The following is a 15016-nucleotide window of genomic DNA, read 5'->3' as shown; positions in this document are numbered from 1 at the left end:
TTCAGAGGGAGACGGGCGCGGCTCGCTCGGGGGTCGTTCCGGAGCGAAGAACCGGTCGTTCGGGTGCGTCCGTCGGTCGGGTCGTCTCGAGACGTCCGTCGGTCGGGTCGTCTCGATCAGTCGCCACCGGCGGCGCGCGCGTGCCGCCGGGCGTCCTCGGGCGAGCGGCCCTCGCGGAGCAGCGCCTCGACGAACAGCTCGCCGGCCTTGTACGACGAGCGGACCATCGGCCCCGAGGCGCAGTAGAGGAAGTCGAACTCCTCCTCGGCGACCGCGCGCCACGTCTCGAAGGCGTCCGGGTGGACGTAGTCGAACACGTCGAGGTGCGAGCGCGACGGCCGGAGGTACTGCCCGAAGGTGACGACGTCGACGCCGACCTCGCTGAGGTCGCCGAGCGTCCGGTACACCTCGTGGGCGTACTCGCCGACCCCGAGCATGAGGCTCGTCTTCGTGTGCACGTCGGACGTTCGGTCGACGCGGTCGAGCACCGCGAGCGACTGCTCGTAGTCGGCGCGGCGGTCGCGAACGGGCCACTGGAGGCGCTCGACCGTCTCGACGTTGTGCGCGATCACGTCCGGCCCCGCGTCGACGATCCGGTCGACCGCCGCCGGGTCCCCCTGGAAGTCGGGGATCAGCGTCTCGACGAGGACCTCCGGATCCCGTCGCTTGATCTGGCGGATCGTCTCGGCGAAGTGCGCCGAGCCGCCGTCCGCCAAGTCGTCGCGGTCGACGGAGGTCAAGACGACGTAGTCGAGCCCGATCTCGGTGACGGCCTCGGCGACGTTCTCCGGCTCCTCGGGGTCGAGCGGCTCCATCCCGCCCGTCGCGACGTCACAGAAGTTACAGCCCCGCGAGCAGCGGTCGCCCATGAGCATGAACGTCGCGGTGCCGGGGCCGTCGCGGCCGGACCAGCACTCGCCCATGTTCGGGCAGTTAGCCTCCTCGCAGACGGTGTGGAGGTCGCGCTCGCGGAGGCGCTCCTTGATCTCCGTGAACCGGGACCCGGACGGTGGCCGCGACTTCAGCCAGTCCGGCTTTCGACGGCCGCGTTGCATACCCGAACCACGGCGGCCGAGTGCAAAAACGTGAGGATCACACCGACGAGTTCACCACCGCTCACCCGGGGACAAAACGTATCGTATCCGACACCAATAGCGTTTTATTAGAGGCCCCAGATACGGAACTATCCGATGTTCGACGTCGACAATGAGGCGATCACCGACGGGCCGGTGGGGCGGGTGCTCCTGCTGCTCGCGGCCCCGCTCGTCGCGCAGAACCTCGTTTACGTCGCCAACGCCCTCGTCGACACGTTCTGGCTCGGCCGCGTGAGCGAGGACGCGGTCGCGGCTGTCGGGCTCAGCCTCCCGATCCAGTCGCTCCTCGGCGCGGTCGTCGTCGTCGCCGCGGTCGGCACGCAGCTCCTCGTCGCGCAGCGGGCCGGCGGCGGTGACGACGCGGGGGCCCGTCGCGTCGCGGTCAACGGCGGCCTCGTCGCCCTCGCGGTCACGGCGGCCGTCGCGGTCCCCGTCGCCCTCTACGCCGAGGAGCTGGTGCGGTTCCTCGGGGCCGACCCAGCGCTCGCCGGCACCACGGCCGCCTACCTCGCGATAATCGCCGCGGTCCTCCCGGTCGGCGCGGTGGGCGACACCGTCGAGAACTGCTTCACCGCCTACGGCGACACGCGGGCCGTCCTCCACGTGAGCGTCGCGAGCGTCCTCGTCAACCTCGTCGCGGCGCCGACGCTGATATTCGGGCTCGGCCCGCTCCCCGCGCTCGGCGTCGAGGGCGCGGCGCTCGGAACGGTGCTCGCGGGCGTCGCCGGGCTGGTTCACGTCCTCGCGTACGCGGCCGGGATCGGTCGCGACACGTTCCGGCTCACCCGAGACGCCCTCGCCGTCGACGCCGGCGACCTCCGCGAGATCGTTTCCGTCGGGCTCCCGCTGGGCGGCCAGCGCGGCGCGACCGAACTGGTGCGCGTGCTGGTCGTGAGCCTCGTCGCGGTCGCCGGCGGCGCGGCCGGAGTCGCGGCGTACACGGTCGGCGCGCGCGTCGCGACCCTCGCGGTCGTCCCCGCGCTCGGGACCCAACAGGCCGCTCAGTCGATGATCGGCCAGAACCTCGGCGCGGACGCCCCGCGCCGCGCCCGACGCACCGCGACGGTCGGAACCGGGATAATCGTCGGCGCGTTCCTCGCGCTCGGCGCCGTCCAGTTCGCGGTCGCCGGCGGGGTCGTCGACCTCCTCGCCCCCGACCTCACGCCGGGTGGACGGTCGCTCGCAGTGCTGTACCTGCGGCTGCTCGCGGTCTCCTACTGGGCGCTCGGCGGGACCTACACGCTGCTCGCCGGATTCAACGGCGCCTCGCGCACCCGGACCTCGCTCGCCGCCGACGTTCTCAAGTACTGGGGGATCCGGTTCCCGATCGCGGTCGCCGCCGTGCCCGCGACGGCGACGTTCGGGGCGTTCGGCGTCGCCGTCGCGCCGGGACTCGGCTGGGGCGTCGAGGCCGTGTTCTGGGCGGTCGCCGTCTCGAACGTCGTCGGGTTCCTCGGGCTGGGCGCGTACTTCGCGTACACGACGCGGCGGGGGATGTTCGCGAACGCCGCGGACCGCGCGAGAGACGACGGCGAGGGCGGGGCCGCGGGGACCGCGGACGACTGACCGGATCGGAACCGACCGGAAACTGACGGGGCGGAGCCTAACGGAGGTCCTCGGCCTCGACGACGGTCGCGAACTCCCCGTCGAGATGCGCGAGCGCGACGCGGTGGGACGTGTCGGCGCCGATCGCCTCTCCGTCGTACCCCTCGCGGGCGTGGGTCGCCGTCGCGTCGGCGACGACGCGCACGTCGTAGCCGCGGTTCTCGGCCTCGCGGGTCGTCGTCGAGACGCAGTGGTCGGTGGTGAGCCCGCAGACGACGAGCGACTCGTGGTCCGTCTCGCGGAGCCACGCGTCGAGCCCCGAGTCGAGGAACGCGCCGTTGACCGACTTCTCGAAGGTCGGTTCGCCCTCGGCGGGCGCCGTCTCTGACTTCCACGCGAACCCCGGGGCGTCGGGGCGGAGCGGCGAGTCCGGCTCCGTCGAGGCGTGTCGGACGTGCGCGACCGGGCGGTCGGCCGCGCGCCACCGGTCGAGGAGCGCGCCCGCGACCGCCTCCGCGTCGGGGTTGTTGCGCTCGCCCCACCCCGGCTCGTCGAAGCCGACCTGGAAGTCGATCAGCAGGAGGACCGCGTCGTCGGGGGGCGCGGAGCCGCCCTCCGAGCGGGCCGAGTCGGCGACGTCCGCCTCAGTCATCGTCGAGCCCCGAGGTGACGGCCGCGTCCGCGTCGGACCCGGAGGCGCTCTCCGAGGGCGGCGACTCCGCGAACCGGCGCCAGGCGCCCGGTTCCAGCAGCGCCTCGGGCGCTTTCGGGTGCTCCCGGGTCGGCGTCAGCGGACAGGCGTCGGGGCTCGCCGCGTCGTCCTCGCGGAACAGGTACTGCGTCCACTCGCGGTCGCCCTCGACGCCCCAGTCGCCGAGGTCGGCGTGGGGACAGACGCCGTCGTACTCCTCCATGCGCCCGCGGATCGCCTCCCGCGCCTGTTCGCCGGCCTCCGTGTCGGCGGTGATCCCCTCGAAGACGGCGCGCGGCTGGACGGTGATCTCCAGCCCGACGGGCGAGTAGCGGCTCTTCCGCTCGTCGTAGAAGGGCGCTCGGGAGGTCGGAAACAGCGGCTCGCCGCCGAAACAGAACTCCCAGCGCGGGGTGTCAGGGTCCGTCGGGATCTCCTCCGGCCACGGCTCCGGGTCGTGGACGTGGAGGAACTCGAGGACGTGCCACAGCCGCTCGTGGTAGTGCGCCTCGCCCCGGTCGCCGTCGGGCGGTCGGAAGAAGACGGCGAGGGGAGCGCGGTCGGCGTGGTCCTCGTAGGCGTCGAGGTACTCCAAGAGGACGTCGCGGAACCGGAGGAGCGCGGCGGGGTCGGTCGTCGACTCGCAGGCGGCGTACAGCAGGTCGCCCTCGCGCTCGACTTCGATGCCGAAGTAGCAGGGGAACGGCGAGCCGTCGCGCTCGCCGAGCATCGACTCGCGGAAGGTCCGGTAGTGCTCCCGCAGCCACCCGGGCGCGTCGTCGAGCCGATCGTGGAGCGCCCCTTGGTCCAACAGCACGCCCTCGGTGCCGGGCTCGTTCATACCCGCAGTCGGTGGTAAACGGTCTTTTGACTTTCGGCGACCGGTGTCACCGGCTCTCACTGTCGATCGGGAGGGTATAGGTCACCAGCGCCGTGATGGCGCGCCGGAGTCGTTCGGTGACGGCCTGGTCGGAGATACCCAGCTCGTCGGCGAGCTCCTTCGTCGTACAGCCGCGCGGGATGTCGTAGTACCCCATCTCGATCGCGAGCGTGAGCGCCTCGAGCTGCGGCTCCGTCAGGCCGAGCCACGGCTGTACGTCCGGCTCAGAGGGGTTGTACACGCGCGTCACCGTCATTTCGATGCCGGCCTCCTCGCAGTCCGTCGAGAACGCGCTGAGCGACTCGTGGGTCGGGAACCGGACCTCGAACGTCCACGACGCCGCCGATCCGACGGCGCTCAACATCTGTCCGTCGTTCGATTGCACGGCGCTGACGAGGTGGTCCTGGTTCGCGTCCCAGTCGAGGGTGAACAGCGTCCGCTCCTCGAACGCGTCGACCCGCGTGGCCTCCTCGACCGACGGGTGGCGCTGGACGCTTTCGACGAACGACTCGCGCGTGGAGTTGCGGATCCAGAACAGCGGGACGGAAGCCTCGCCGAGCGGGACGAGCGTCTCGAGCTCGATGGTGGAGTCCCCTTCGACGGAGAGGATCTGGCCGAGCTCGAAATCGCTGGACAGGACGCGGAACTCCACGATTACACTCATCGGTTGGACTCGTTGATCCGTTCTCGATTCCCCGTTAAATAGGGAAAGCTTGGTATATCAGGGTTTGGGCGATCGCGGGGGCGGACGGCGGGACCCCCGCCGCGACCGCGCTGCTTGGTACACCATCGTCGTCGGTTATGGGCGTCGCGCGTCACCGTTCGGTATGGCCACGGTCATAGAGTTCACGAGCCCGGCGGATGAGTTCCCGCTGGGACGGTCTTCGGGAACCTCCCGGGGGCGACGGTCGAGCTGGAGCGGCTCATCCTGAACGGGAGGTGGTCGTCCCCTACTTCTGGGTCCGCGGCGCGCGCCCGGCCGACATCGAGTCCGCGTTCGAGGCCCATCGCGGCGTCGCCGGCGTCGATCTCGTCGACGACGTCGACGACGAGTACATGATGCGCGCGGAGTGGGACGACGACTACTACGGCGTATTGAACGCGCTGGCACACGCCAACATCGCCGTGCTCTCCGGCGCGGGGACGCGGGACGGCTGGCGGTTCGAGGTCCGTGGGGAGGACCGCGAGGCGATCGGCGAGTTCCGGACGGACTGCCAGGACCGCGACATCGACATCGGGATCACGGCGGTCCACTCGCTCCTGCCGGTCCAGGGGGACGGGTACGACCTGACGGAGACCCAGCGGGAGGCGCTCGTGTTGGCGTAGGAGCGCGGCTACTTCGACTCGCCGCGAACGGCGTCGCTGGACGAGGTCGCGGCGGAGCTCGGCATCTCCCAGCAGTCGCTTTCCTCCCGGATCAAACGCGGCCATCGCCGGCTCATCGAGGGGACCGTCGCCCCGGCGTGACGAGGAGGCGATCCCCCTCCGACGGGGACAGCCACTCGTTATAAATACCTACTGTACTAACAGTAGTACAGTTGAACCGACGCGGCCGGTTCGATCTACGCATGTATGTTAGTGATAGCGGTGCTACCCTCGATTCGGTCATTTTCGGTCCGAGCTCGGTGACGTCCCCGGTGCGACCCGTCCGAGCGGAACTCTCGTCCGTCGAGAGCGACGGAGCGCGGTCCGCATGAGCCCCGACGACGACGCGCCGACGGCTGAGGCGGAGTTCCGCGACGAGCTGCAGACGCTGCTCCGCGAGGCGCACGACGAGGGCATCGACGTCGAGGGCGGGTGGGACTGCCGGAACGGGCCCGGCCACCCCGACTGGGACGTCGTCGTCTCAAAGGTGCAGAAGTCGGAGGCGTCCGAGTAGCCGGCCGCCGCGCGCTCTTTCTCCCCGATCGGACTCAGTCCCCGGCGACCGCGAACCGCGAGGCGTCGCCCTCCGCGCTGGGCGCGGTGAGGAGCGAGACGCCGACGGTGAGGAGCGCCGAGAGCGCCATCAGCCCGAGCGCGACGTCCCACCCGCCGGCGACTGTGCGGGGGAGCGTCGGGACGAAGCCGACGACCGCCGACAGCACCACCGCGAGGTACGCGAGCTGCGGGACGAGCACGCCGACGATCATCCCGGTGCGGGTGGTCCGCTCCCAGTAGAGCGCGCAGATAACCGGGAGGGCGAGCAGCGCGAACCCGGAGAAGGCGGTGCTGCCGACCTCGATCAGGGTGCCGGGCCGGAAGAGGCTCGCGGCGAACGCCAGCAGCGCGAAGGCGGCGACGCCGATCCGGGCGACCCACGCCTCGCGTCGCTCGGAGGCGTCGGCGTTGACGACGGGCCGGTAGAGGTCCCGGGTGAAGTACGACGACCCCGAGAGGAGCATCGAGTCCGACGAGGACATCATCGCGGCCATCGCGCCGGCGATCACGAGCGCCGCGAACCACGCCGGCGTGTACTCGTTCAGCACGACCGGGAGCACGTTCGCGCCCTCCGGCACGTCGACCGGCATCCCGGCCGCCCACGCGCCGAGCATGAACGCGGGGACGAACAGCAGGAGGACGAGCACGGGCCACAGCACGAACGACCGCTTCAGCGTCTCGCCCGACTTCGCGACGAAGAACCGCTGGTTGATCTGCGGGAACATCGTCACGCCGAACGCGATGGTGATCGCCGTGGAGACGATGAACCCGACGGAGTAGGTCCCGCCGCCGAACGACCCGAAGTCGGGCCGAGCGTCGAGCATCGCGCCGGTGGCCGCGCCGACGCCGCCGACGGCGGATACCACCCAGACCGCGGCGACCCAGACGACGGAGAGCATGAACAGCCCCTGAATCGTGTCCGTCCACGCGACCCCGCGCATCCCGGCGAGGACGACGTAGAGGATCATGAACGCCGTGATGAGCGCCGCGCCGCCCCAGTAGGGGACGACGCCGTTCGTGAGCCCGACGAGCGCCTCGCCGGCGCCCATCTGCTGGAGCATGACGTACGGGAACAGCCAGAGGAGGCTCACGCCGGCGACGAGCGCGCGGAGGCCCGTCGAGCCGAACCGGTCGCCGAGCATCTCCCCGAGCGTCACGTAGCCGTTGCGGTTCCCGATCAGCCACTGCTTGTAGCCGATCGCGTACCACAGCACCGCGAACAGCACGCCGTCCAGCGTCCCCATCACGATCAGCCACTCCGGGCCGGCGGCGAACGCGAGGTTCGGACCGCCGAAGAAGGTGAACGCCGACAGCAGCGTGGCGAAGGTGGTGAAAAGCAGGACCACCGTCCCGATCGACCGGCTGGCCAGGTAGTAGTCCTCGGCCGTCGTCTCGGAGACGCGGTAGGCGACGAGGCCCACCGCGAGCGCGAGGAAGAGGTAGCCGACGACGATCCCGAGCGAGAGCCCGAGCGTCACGGCCGCTCACCCCCGGCGGCGGGGGCCCCCGCGTCGCCGCCCGCGGCCCGGTCGTCGCCGTCTCCGCCGGGGCGGAGCCCCATCCCGCGCTCCCACGCGCCGCTCCGAGCGAACCGGGAGAACAGGACCGTACACAGGCCGAGCCACGCGACGTGCCACCAGATCCACACCGGCAGCCCGGCGACGACGCGGTCGACGCCCCACAGCGGCCACGGCACCGCGAACGCGACGAGCAGTGCGAACGTCGGAATCCACACGATATCTCTCCGAGGTCTCCTCATGTCGAACTATAACTACTTTGAACGGATAAATCTTACCAAAAGAGTTCGATATTGGCTTTTGTAGAATATATTTCTTCAAAGGGCCTCGACGGAGGCGGGTGCGATAACTATTTTCGGCGACGCGCACAACAGCGCACGGGCGGCGACGCCGCCCGATCATCACCATTCACCATCATGAAAGACACAGAGAAATACCTGATACACGCCACCATCGCGGCGGACGGCGTCGTCGAGCGCAGCGACGTCGTCGGCGCGGTGTTCGGCCAGACGGAGGGGCTCCTCGGCGAGGAGCTGGACCTCCGCGACCTCCAGGAGTCGTCGCGGGTCGGCCGGATCGACGTCTCCGTCCAGTCCGAGAACGGGCAGTCGTTCGGCGAGGTCACCGTCGCGTCGAGCCTCGACAAAGTCGAGACGGCGATCCTCGCGGCGGCCTTGGAGACGATCGACCGCATCGGTCCCTGCCAGGCCTCCGTGGAGGTGACGAGCATCGAGGACGTGCGGGCGGCGAAGCGCCGCGAGGTCGTCGAGCGCGCCAAGGAGCTGATCGCCGGCGGCTTCGAGGAGACGAGCCTCGCGAGCGACGACATCCTCGAGGAGGTCCGCGAGGCCGCCCGCGTCGAGGGGATCGTCGACTACGAGGGGCTCCCGGCCGGCCCCCGCGTCGGCGACTCCGACGCCGTCATCGTCGTCGAGGGGCGCGCGGACGTGCTCACGCTGCTCGAGTGCGGAATTAAGAACGCGGTCGCCGTCGAGGGGACGAACGTCCCGGACGCGGTGGCCGAGCTCACCGCCGACCGGACCGTCACCGCCTTCCTCGACGGCGACCGCGGGGGCGAGCTCATCCTCCGCGAACTCGCGCAGGTGGGCGACGTCGACTACGTCGCGTTCGCGCCGCCCGGCGAGTCGGTCGAGGACCTCGACCGCAACGCCGTCTTCGAGTCGCTCCGCGGGAAGGTCCCGTACGACACCCTCGCCGACGAGCCCAACCTCCGCGAGGCGGCCGCGGACGACGAGGGTCCCGGGGACGTGGAACGCGAGAACGCCGGCGGTGCCGGGCGAGAGGGCGTCGGGGAGGACGACGCGGGTCGAGGGACCGGCGGCGACGCGGAGGACGGCGGGTCCGAGACGCCGGGCCCCGACGCCTCCGACCCCGGTTCGCCCGACCCCGAGGGTCCGGAGACCGACGGCGTCGTGGCCGGTGCGGCCAACGACGAGACGGAGAGCGCCCTGGTCGAGGCCGTCGAGAAGCACCCCGCGACCGCGGGGGACGACGGGGGCGCCGACTCTGTCGAGGTCGACGTCGTCGACGCCGAGGCGACGGCCACCGAACCGGCGGACGACGGGTCCGCGGAGACGGCCGAAGCGGAGTCGGGGGCGGAGACCAGCGAGGGGTCGGGGACGAAACCCGACGAGGAGCCGATGACGGAGACCGACGAGGAGCCGATGACGGAGACCGACGAGGGGTCGGGGACGGAGACCGACGAGGAGCCGGCCGAACCGTCAGACGACGCCCCCGTCGACGACGAGCCGCGATCGATCGAGGAGCACGTACAGGAGGTCGTCGACTCGGGGAGCGACCGCGCCCGCTTGCTCGGCGACGACCGCGGCGTCCTCGCGGAGGTCGACGCCGCCGACGCCTTCGACGCGGTCGAGGCGGCCGAGACGGCGCCGCACACGGTCGTCGTCGACGGCCGGATCGATCAGCGCCTCCTCGACGTGTCGGCCCAGCGCGGGGTCAGCGAACTGCTCGGCCGAGAGATCGGCGAGTTCGTGAAACGGCCCGTCGGGACCCGCGTGCTCACGGTCGGGGACCTCCGGGCCGGGAGCTGACAGCGCCGGGAGCTGGCGGCGCCGCGCGACGACCGTCCCGCGGGGTTCTCTCAGACCAGTCCGACGACGCCGAGCAGCGCGAACAGCGCGTCGCCGTACGTCAGCGCGACGACCAGCCCGACCGCCATCGGGACGACGAACGGCATGCCGGGCGACACCAGCACGCGGTCCTTCCGGGCGACGACCGCCAGTCCGCCGCGGAGCGTCTCGGCGTCGGTGCCGTACGCGCCGTGGTCGATCTCGGCGAGGAACCGCTCGGCGGCCCACGGGTCGTCGAACGCCGCCGGTCCGAGACCCGACTGCGAGGCGGCCTCGACGTCCGAGTCGGCCGCGGTCCCACCGTCGGTCAGGGGGCCGACGTGCGTCCCGCCGTCGGTCGGCTCGAACGTCTCGCCGACGCTCTCCGGGTCGCGGAGGCGGCCCGGGTCGGCGCGGACGTCGGCGAGCCGCAGTCCGCGCCACCGGAGGTACATCCGGAGCGCGTCCAGGTCCAGCCCGCTCCGCGTCTCCCCGTCGTCGTCCTCGAAGAGCCGGCCGTGGCGGTCCGACAGCGACTCCGTCGCCACCGGGCGGGCGAGGAACATGTTCGCGGAGCGCTCGCCGCGCGCGAGGTTCACCGCGGCGAGGCCGAGGGGGTACGCGAGCCCGAGCAGCACCGTGTTCGTGAGGACCGTGAGCGAGAACACGCCGATCTGGGTCTCGACGAGCGGGAGTTCCGCGCCGGCGACGGCGTACTCCGGGAAGGTGGGAAAGAGAATCGCGAGCGCGATCAGCGCCTTCGCGTCCGCCCCGCCGAACGCGCCGAGAAACCAGAACGCGTAGCCCAGCGGCGCGACGAACAGGAGGCTGATCGCGACCTGGACGGCGAACCGCGTCTCTTCTATCCCGGCGATCGGCCATATCGACGCCACCTCCCAGACCAACAGCAGCGCCCCGAACGCGTACAGCGGCGGCCAGATCCGGTTCGGGAGGCGTCGGGTCCGGACGTCCCGCAGCGCCGCCCACGCGAAGACGGGGACGACGAGCAGTCGCAGGAGGTCCGGCAGCGTGGCGACCATGTCCCCACGGCCGCCGCGGGCGTAATTAGGCGTTCGGGTTCGGGTATCGATATCGATAGCGGACCCGAGGGCGACGCGAAGTCAGTCGTCCGGTCGATCGGCGCGCCGATCGAACGCCGCGAGCACCGTGTCGGGGTCCGACAGCCCCGGGACCCGGTGCTCCTCGTCGCGGAGTTCGATCACGACCGTCTCGGTGCCGAGCCGGCGGTCGAGCCACGTCCGTTCCACGCGCAAGCCGGTCTCATCCCACGACTCGACGCGCCACAGCGTCGCACCGAACAGGCGGTCGCGGGCGACGAGCGCGTCGTCGCCGGCGCGGTACGCGACGAGACCGTGCCGGAGCTCGTGGTCGACCGCGGCGAGAGAGAGCGGGACTGCGACGGCGACGACCGAGAGGACGGTGACGGTCGTCCAGTCGCCGCCGATCGCGAACAGCGCCGCGACGAACGCGGGGACAGCGGCGAGCCACCACAGCCCCGGGTGGACGGAGACCGTCGCGAGCGCCCCGGCGAACCGCGAGCGCCGGGGGAGACGGACCGCATCGACCGGACCGTCGAGGGAGCTGTGGACCGAGTCGGTGGTCGGCGGGTCGTACGAGAACCCGAGGTCCAACGCCTGCGACTCGTCGAACGCGTCGAGCCGGTCGCGGTACAGCCCCGCGAGGTCGACGGCGGCCTTCAACCCGATCACGCCGAGCAGGAGGGGGAGGCCGACCGCGCCGGGATCGAGCGCCGATATCGGCGCGTCCCCGTCGAGCGTCGCCGCACCGACGAGCGCGACGGTGAACAGCGCGGCGAAGAACACGGCTCCGGCGTGGACGAACACGCCGCGAACGGCCGTCTGCGCGCTGTGGTCGCGGTACTCGCCGCCGGCGAAGTACTCGGCGAGCGTCGTCGCTCCCTCGCCGACGAAGACGGCGAGGACCGCGAGGGTCACGGTGTCGAGCGCGTTCGGCGAGAGGCCGCCGTCGGCGACGACGCCCACCGTGAGTCCCCCGACGAACAGCCAGACGACACAGAGTATCGGAGCGATGACCGGGAGCACGAGCAGCGATGAGAGACGGATCTGAACTCCCGTGCGAGGGACGGAGAGCGCGGCGCGGCGGCTCGCGAGCGGCCCGGCGATCAGCGCGGTGCGCTCGATCTCGGACGGTCGGCCGGCGAACAGCGCGCGGACGAGGGCCCAGAGCGAGGCGATCCCGAGTTCGAACCAGTACAGCGTCATCAGCGCGGCCGCGTTCCAGCCGAGCGCGACGACGCCCGCGAGCGGGAGGAGATTCGAGACGAAGAGCGCGAGCGCCCTGAAGCGGCGACCCCGAGCGAGCGCGCTCAACGGACCGGAGCGAGCGGTGGAGGGCATTCCGATCGTCGATCTGTGTCCCGAGCCTAAAAACGGTCCGCGACGCTCACCGCGCCGGGCCGGCGTCGCGGTGGAGGTAGAGGTACGCGAGCACGGGGACGATGGTGAACGCGAGGGTCGCGACCGCCCAGAGGGGCGCGTAGCGGCTCCCGCGCTCCCTCGCGTCGCGGTAGATCCACGCCGCGGCGGCGACGACGACCCCGTAGACCACGAGCGTGAGCGGGAGCGACCACGGGAGGGCGACCCCGGAGAGGAGCGTCATGATACCCTGTTCGGCGGGCGACGCTTATAGTTCGCCCGTGAGGTCGGCCCGCATGACGAAGTCGGGCTCGCCGGCGACCGGCACCCGGTTCGCGCCGGTGTCGCTCACGTGCTCCACCGTCTCGGGGATCAGCACGCGCGCGGCGTCGGCGTCGACCGCGGCCGCGTCCGCGGCGATCGATTTATAAAGCGCGCCCGCCGCGTCGACGTCTCGCCAGGCGGCGACGCCGTACACGGCGACGCGCTCGGGGGCGTCGTCCTCGTCGTCGCCCGGCCGCTCCGAGACGCGGGCCCGGAGCGCGACCCCGGCGAGCGCGTCGGCGTCGGCGACCGCCAGGAGGCGGTCGTCGTCGGCCGCGACCCGGAGCCGCTCGCGAGTGAGTTCGGAACAGGCCCACGACTCGCCGTCGTCGAGCGCGAGGCCCCGGAGGTGGTCTCGGGCGTCGCTGTCGGCCCAGAACGCCCACGCGGCGTTCGGGTCCGGACCGTCGAGGACGCGGAGCCCGTCGGAGTCGGAGGCAGTCGCCGCGGTCTCCGGATCGCCGACGTCCGCCGCCGGCTCGGGCTCCGCGAACCGGAACTCCGTCGCCGGCTCGAAGCCGACCGCGCGCGACTGGCCGAGCCCGGCGATGTTCCACGAGAACACCATATTCCGGCAGACCGTCGCGCCGCGGTCGCGCGCCCAGTCGAGCGCGCCGGTCGAGAGGGCGGTCCCGACGCCGAAGCCGCGGGCGGCGGGGTCGACGCGGATCCCCTGTCCCCACGCCTCCCACTCGGTGAGCAGGGCGCCCCGGATGCAGCCGACGACGGCCTCTGGCTCGCCGGGGGCGGCCGCGCCCGCGCCGTCGCCCTCGATCACGGTGTCACCCGGATCGCGGTCGTCGTTCCCCGCGACCGCGTCGCTTCCGTCGATCGCCTCGGGCGGGAGCGTCGCGACGAAGGTGCCGCGGTCAGGGTCGTCGGCGGCGACCCAGTCGGGGAACACCCGCGGGAGGTAGTCCTCGTGCCGCTCGCCCCACGTGTCCCGCGTGAACGCCGCGACCGCGTCGGCGTCGGCGGGGCGGGCCTCGCGGACGACGACGGTCGGTCCGGCGGGCGTCGAGCCGGGGGCGCGCGGCGGCTCCCCGTCCGACTCCGTCATCGCCAGGGCTGCGACTCCTCGGTGAGCTCGCCGGCGAGGTCGCGGGCCATCGCCTCGGCGGGGTCCGACAGGTTCGCGAGCGCCCACATGAGCTTCACCTTCGCGGTGCCGGGGAGGGTGTCGCCCGCCTCGACGACGCCCGCGTCGAGCAGGTCGCGGCCGGTGTCGTACACGCGGTCGCAGACGCGGCCGTCGAGGCACTGGCTCGTCATCGCGACGACGGTGCCGTCCTCGACCAGCTCCGCGATCCGCGGGACGAGGTCGGTGTGGACGTGGCCGAGACCGGTCCCCTCGATCACGACGCCGTCCTTGCCGTCGAGGTAGTCCCACGCGGCCGGGTCCATGCCCGGCGTGAACTTCGCGAGCTCCACGTCGCCGTCGAGGTCGGGCGCGAGGCCGGCCTCCGCGTCTCCGTCGCCCTCGCTCGCCTCACTCCCCCGCGGGAGCGGCTCTCGGTTCCACTCGATGGCGGCGTCGGCCGCGTCGCCCTCGGCGCCCGCCTCGGCCGCGGCCTCGTAGTCGATGACGCCGAGCGATCGGGCGCCGACCGTCTCGAAGGCGTCGCGGCGGGAGGTGTGGTTCTTCCGGACGCGGGTGCCGCGGTGGAGCGCGCAGGCGTCGTCGGAGGGGCTCGCGTGCATGCAGACGAGCGTCTCCGCGTGGTCGGCCTTCGCGGCCTCGACCGCGCACACCGCGTTCATCACGTTGTCCGAGGAGGGGCGGTCCGCGGAGCGCTGGCTCCCGGTGAACACGACCGGGACGGGCGAGTCGAGCATGAAGGAGAGCGCGGAGGCGGAGTACTGCATCGTGTCGGTGCCGTGCATCACGACGACGCCGTCCGCGCCGGCCGCGACCTCCTCCGCGACCGCCTCGGCGAGCTCCCGCCAGATGGACGGCTCCATGTTCTCGGAGAGGATGTTGGCGACGACGCGCCCGCGGTAGTTCGCGCGGCCGGCCAGGTCGGGCACGGCCCGAAGCACGTCCTCGGCGTCGAACTGGGCGGTGACCGCGCCGGTCCGGTAGTCGACGGTCGAGGCGATCGTCCCGCCGGTCGAGATGAGCGACACCGTCGGCAGGTCGTCGTCGAAGGTGATCTCGGAGGCCTCGCCGCCGCCCGCGTCGGCCCCGTCGTCGACCTCGTCGCGGTCGACGCCGACGTTGTACCCCCCGTCGAGCTTGACGACGAGGTGGTCGCGAGTCGTCGAGGGGAGCAGTACGCCCTCGTTCGTGACGTCCCCGCGCTCGACGCGGACGCGATCTCCCGGTTGCATACCACCCGCTTCCCCTGCGGCGGACTTGAATCCAACCGTTCGGCCGCGGCGACCGCTTTCCTGGGCGGCGACCGTTTCCGAGCGGGCGACCGCTCCCAGGGCGGCGACCGATTTCAGGGCGGCGACCGTTTCGGGCGAGCCGTCGCTCGCCCGATTTTTACTCGCTCCGTTCCCTCAGCTCCCTCCGCCCCCTCCGCTCCCTCAGCC

14 protein-coding genes and 1 pseudogene are annotated in these 15016 nt (G+C 71.9%); 4 read left to right on the top strand and 11 right to left on the bottom strand.

The genetic code is table 11. From position 1 onward, the window contains the following. Positions 1-116 precede the first annotated feature (116 nt). The gene (lipA, locus tag DJ81_RS00250; RefSeq protein WP_094587889.1) at positions 117-1055 is read right to left on the bottom strand and encodes a lipoyl synthase; all 939 of its coding nucleotides are present in this window, start codon (positions 1053-1055) and stop codon (positions 117-119) included. A gap of 135 nt (positions 1056-1190) precedes the next feature. Here lipA and DJ81_RS00245 point away from each other — a divergent pair, with 135 nt between their 5' ends. Then, complete coding sequence (locus tag DJ81_RS00245; protein WP_094527187.1) at positions 1191-2660, top strand: MATE family efflux transporter; 1470 nt, start codon at positions 1191-1193, stop codon at positions 2658-2660. Between the two features lie 37 nt (positions 2661-2697). Here DJ81_RS00245 and DJ81_RS00240 read toward each other — a convergent pair whose 3' ends face one another. Genes DJ81_RS00240 through DJ81_RS00230 form a run of 3 tightly spaced genes read right to left on the bottom strand, consistent with a single transcriptional unit; the run spans position 2698 to position 4874 of the window. Continuing rightward, positions 2698-3291, bottom strand: coding sequence for a cysteine hydrolase family protein (locus tag DJ81_RS00240; protein WP_094523533.1), 594 nt, complete (start codon positions 3289-3291; stop codon positions 2698-2700). Next, the gene (locus DJ81_RS00235; protein ID WP_094527188.1) at positions 3284-4171 is read right to left on the bottom strand and encodes a YqcI/YcgG family protein; all 888 of its coding nucleotides are present in this window, start codon (positions 4169-4171) and stop codon (positions 3284-3286) included. The genes DJ81_RS00240 and DJ81_RS00235 overlap by 8 nt, the downstream gene beginning before the upstream one ends. A gap of 46 nt (positions 4172-4217) precedes the next feature. After that, positions 4218-4874 (bottom strand): helix-turn-helix domain-containing protein, encoded by a 657-nt coding sequence (locus DJ81_RS00230; protein WP_094527189.1) that lies wholly within the window; start codon positions 4872-4874, stop codon positions 4218-4220. A gap of 163 nt (positions 4875-5037) precedes the next feature. On the opposite strand from DJ81_RS00230, the pseudogene DJ81_RS19930 reads away from it, so the two are divergent. Together DJ81_RS19930 and DJ81_RS00220 are read left to right on the top strand one after the other, a co-directional pair. Beyond that, a pseudogene (locus DJ81_RS19930) lies at positions 5038-5677 on the top strand (helix-turn-helix domain-containing protein). 226 nt (positions 5678-5903) lie between these two features. Next, positions 5904-6089, top strand: coding sequence for a hypothetical protein (locus DJ81_RS00220; protein ID WP_094527190.1), 186 nt, complete (start codon positions 5904-5906; stop codon positions 6087-6089). A gap of 34 nt (positions 6090-6123) precedes the next feature. On the opposite strand, the gene DJ81_RS00215 is transcribed toward DJ81_RS00220, so the two are convergent. Then, positions 6124-7608 carry a sodium:solute symporter gene (locus DJ81_RS00215; protein WP_094527191.1) on the bottom strand — a complete coding sequence of 495 codons (1485 nt, stop codon included), beginning with the start codon at positions 7606-7608 and terminating at the stop codon, positions 6124-6126. Next, positions 7605-7889, bottom strand: a complete 285-nt coding sequence (locus tag DJ81_RS00210; protein ID WP_094523523.1) for a hypothetical protein — start codon at positions 7887-7889, stop codon at positions 7605-7607. The genes DJ81_RS00215 and DJ81_RS00210 overlap by 4 nt, the downstream gene beginning before the upstream one ends. 174 nt (positions 7890-8063) lie before the next feature. Between DJ81_RS00210 and dnaG the strand changes: the two genes are divergently transcribed. Beyond that, a complete protein-coding gene (gene dnaG / locus DJ81_RS00205) occupies positions 8064-9719 on the top strand; it encodes a DNA primase DnaG (protein WP_094587887.1) in 1656 nt (551 codons plus the stop codon). A gap of 50 nt (positions 9720-9769) precedes the next feature. On the opposite strand, the gene DJ81_RS00200 is transcribed toward dnaG, so the two are convergent. From DJ81_RS00200 to gatD, 5 genes are all read right to left on the bottom strand, one after another. Beyond that, positions 9770-10777: an A24 family peptidase gene (locus tag DJ81_RS00200; RefSeq protein WP_094527193.1), complete on the bottom strand. Its 1008-nt coding sequence runs from the start codon at positions 10775-10777 to the stop codon at positions 9770-9772. Between the two features lie 81 nt (positions 10778-10858). Continuing rightward, complete coding sequence (locus tag DJ81_RS00195; RefSeq protein ID WP_094527194.1) at positions 10859-12136, bottom strand: DUF6498-containing protein; 1278 nt, start codon at positions 12134-12136, stop codon at positions 10859-10861. A 46-nt stretch (positions 12137-12182) separates the two neighbouring features. Next, positions 12183-12398, bottom strand: coding sequence for a hypothetical protein (locus DJ81_RS00190; protein WP_094523515.1), 216 nt, complete (start codon positions 12396-12398; stop codon positions 12183-12185). Positions 12399-12422: 24 nt separating this feature from the next. Continuing rightward, complete coding sequence (locus DJ81_RS00185) at positions 12423-13538, bottom strand: GNAT family N-acetyltransferase (protein ID WP_094587885.1); 1116 nt, start codon at positions 13536-13538, stop codon at positions 12423-12425. Beyond that, positions 13535-14809, bottom strand: coding sequence for a Glu-tRNA(Gln) amidotransferase subunit GatD (gene gatD / locus DJ81_RS00180; protein ID WP_094587883.1), 1275 nt, complete (start codon positions 14807-14809; stop codon positions 13535-13537). Before gatD ends, DJ81_RS00185 begins: the two co-directional genes overlap by 4 nt. Positions 14810-15016 lie beyond the last annotated feature (207 nt).

The sequence above is a fragment of the Halorubrum sp. Hd13 genome (assembly GCF_002252755.1).
Taxonomy (GTDB): domain Archaea; phylum Halobacteriota; class Halobacteria; order Halobacteriales; family Haloferacaceae; genus Halorubrum.
Note: the sequence above shows the minus strand (reverse complement) of the source record. Positions and strands in the feature narration are given on the sequence as shown.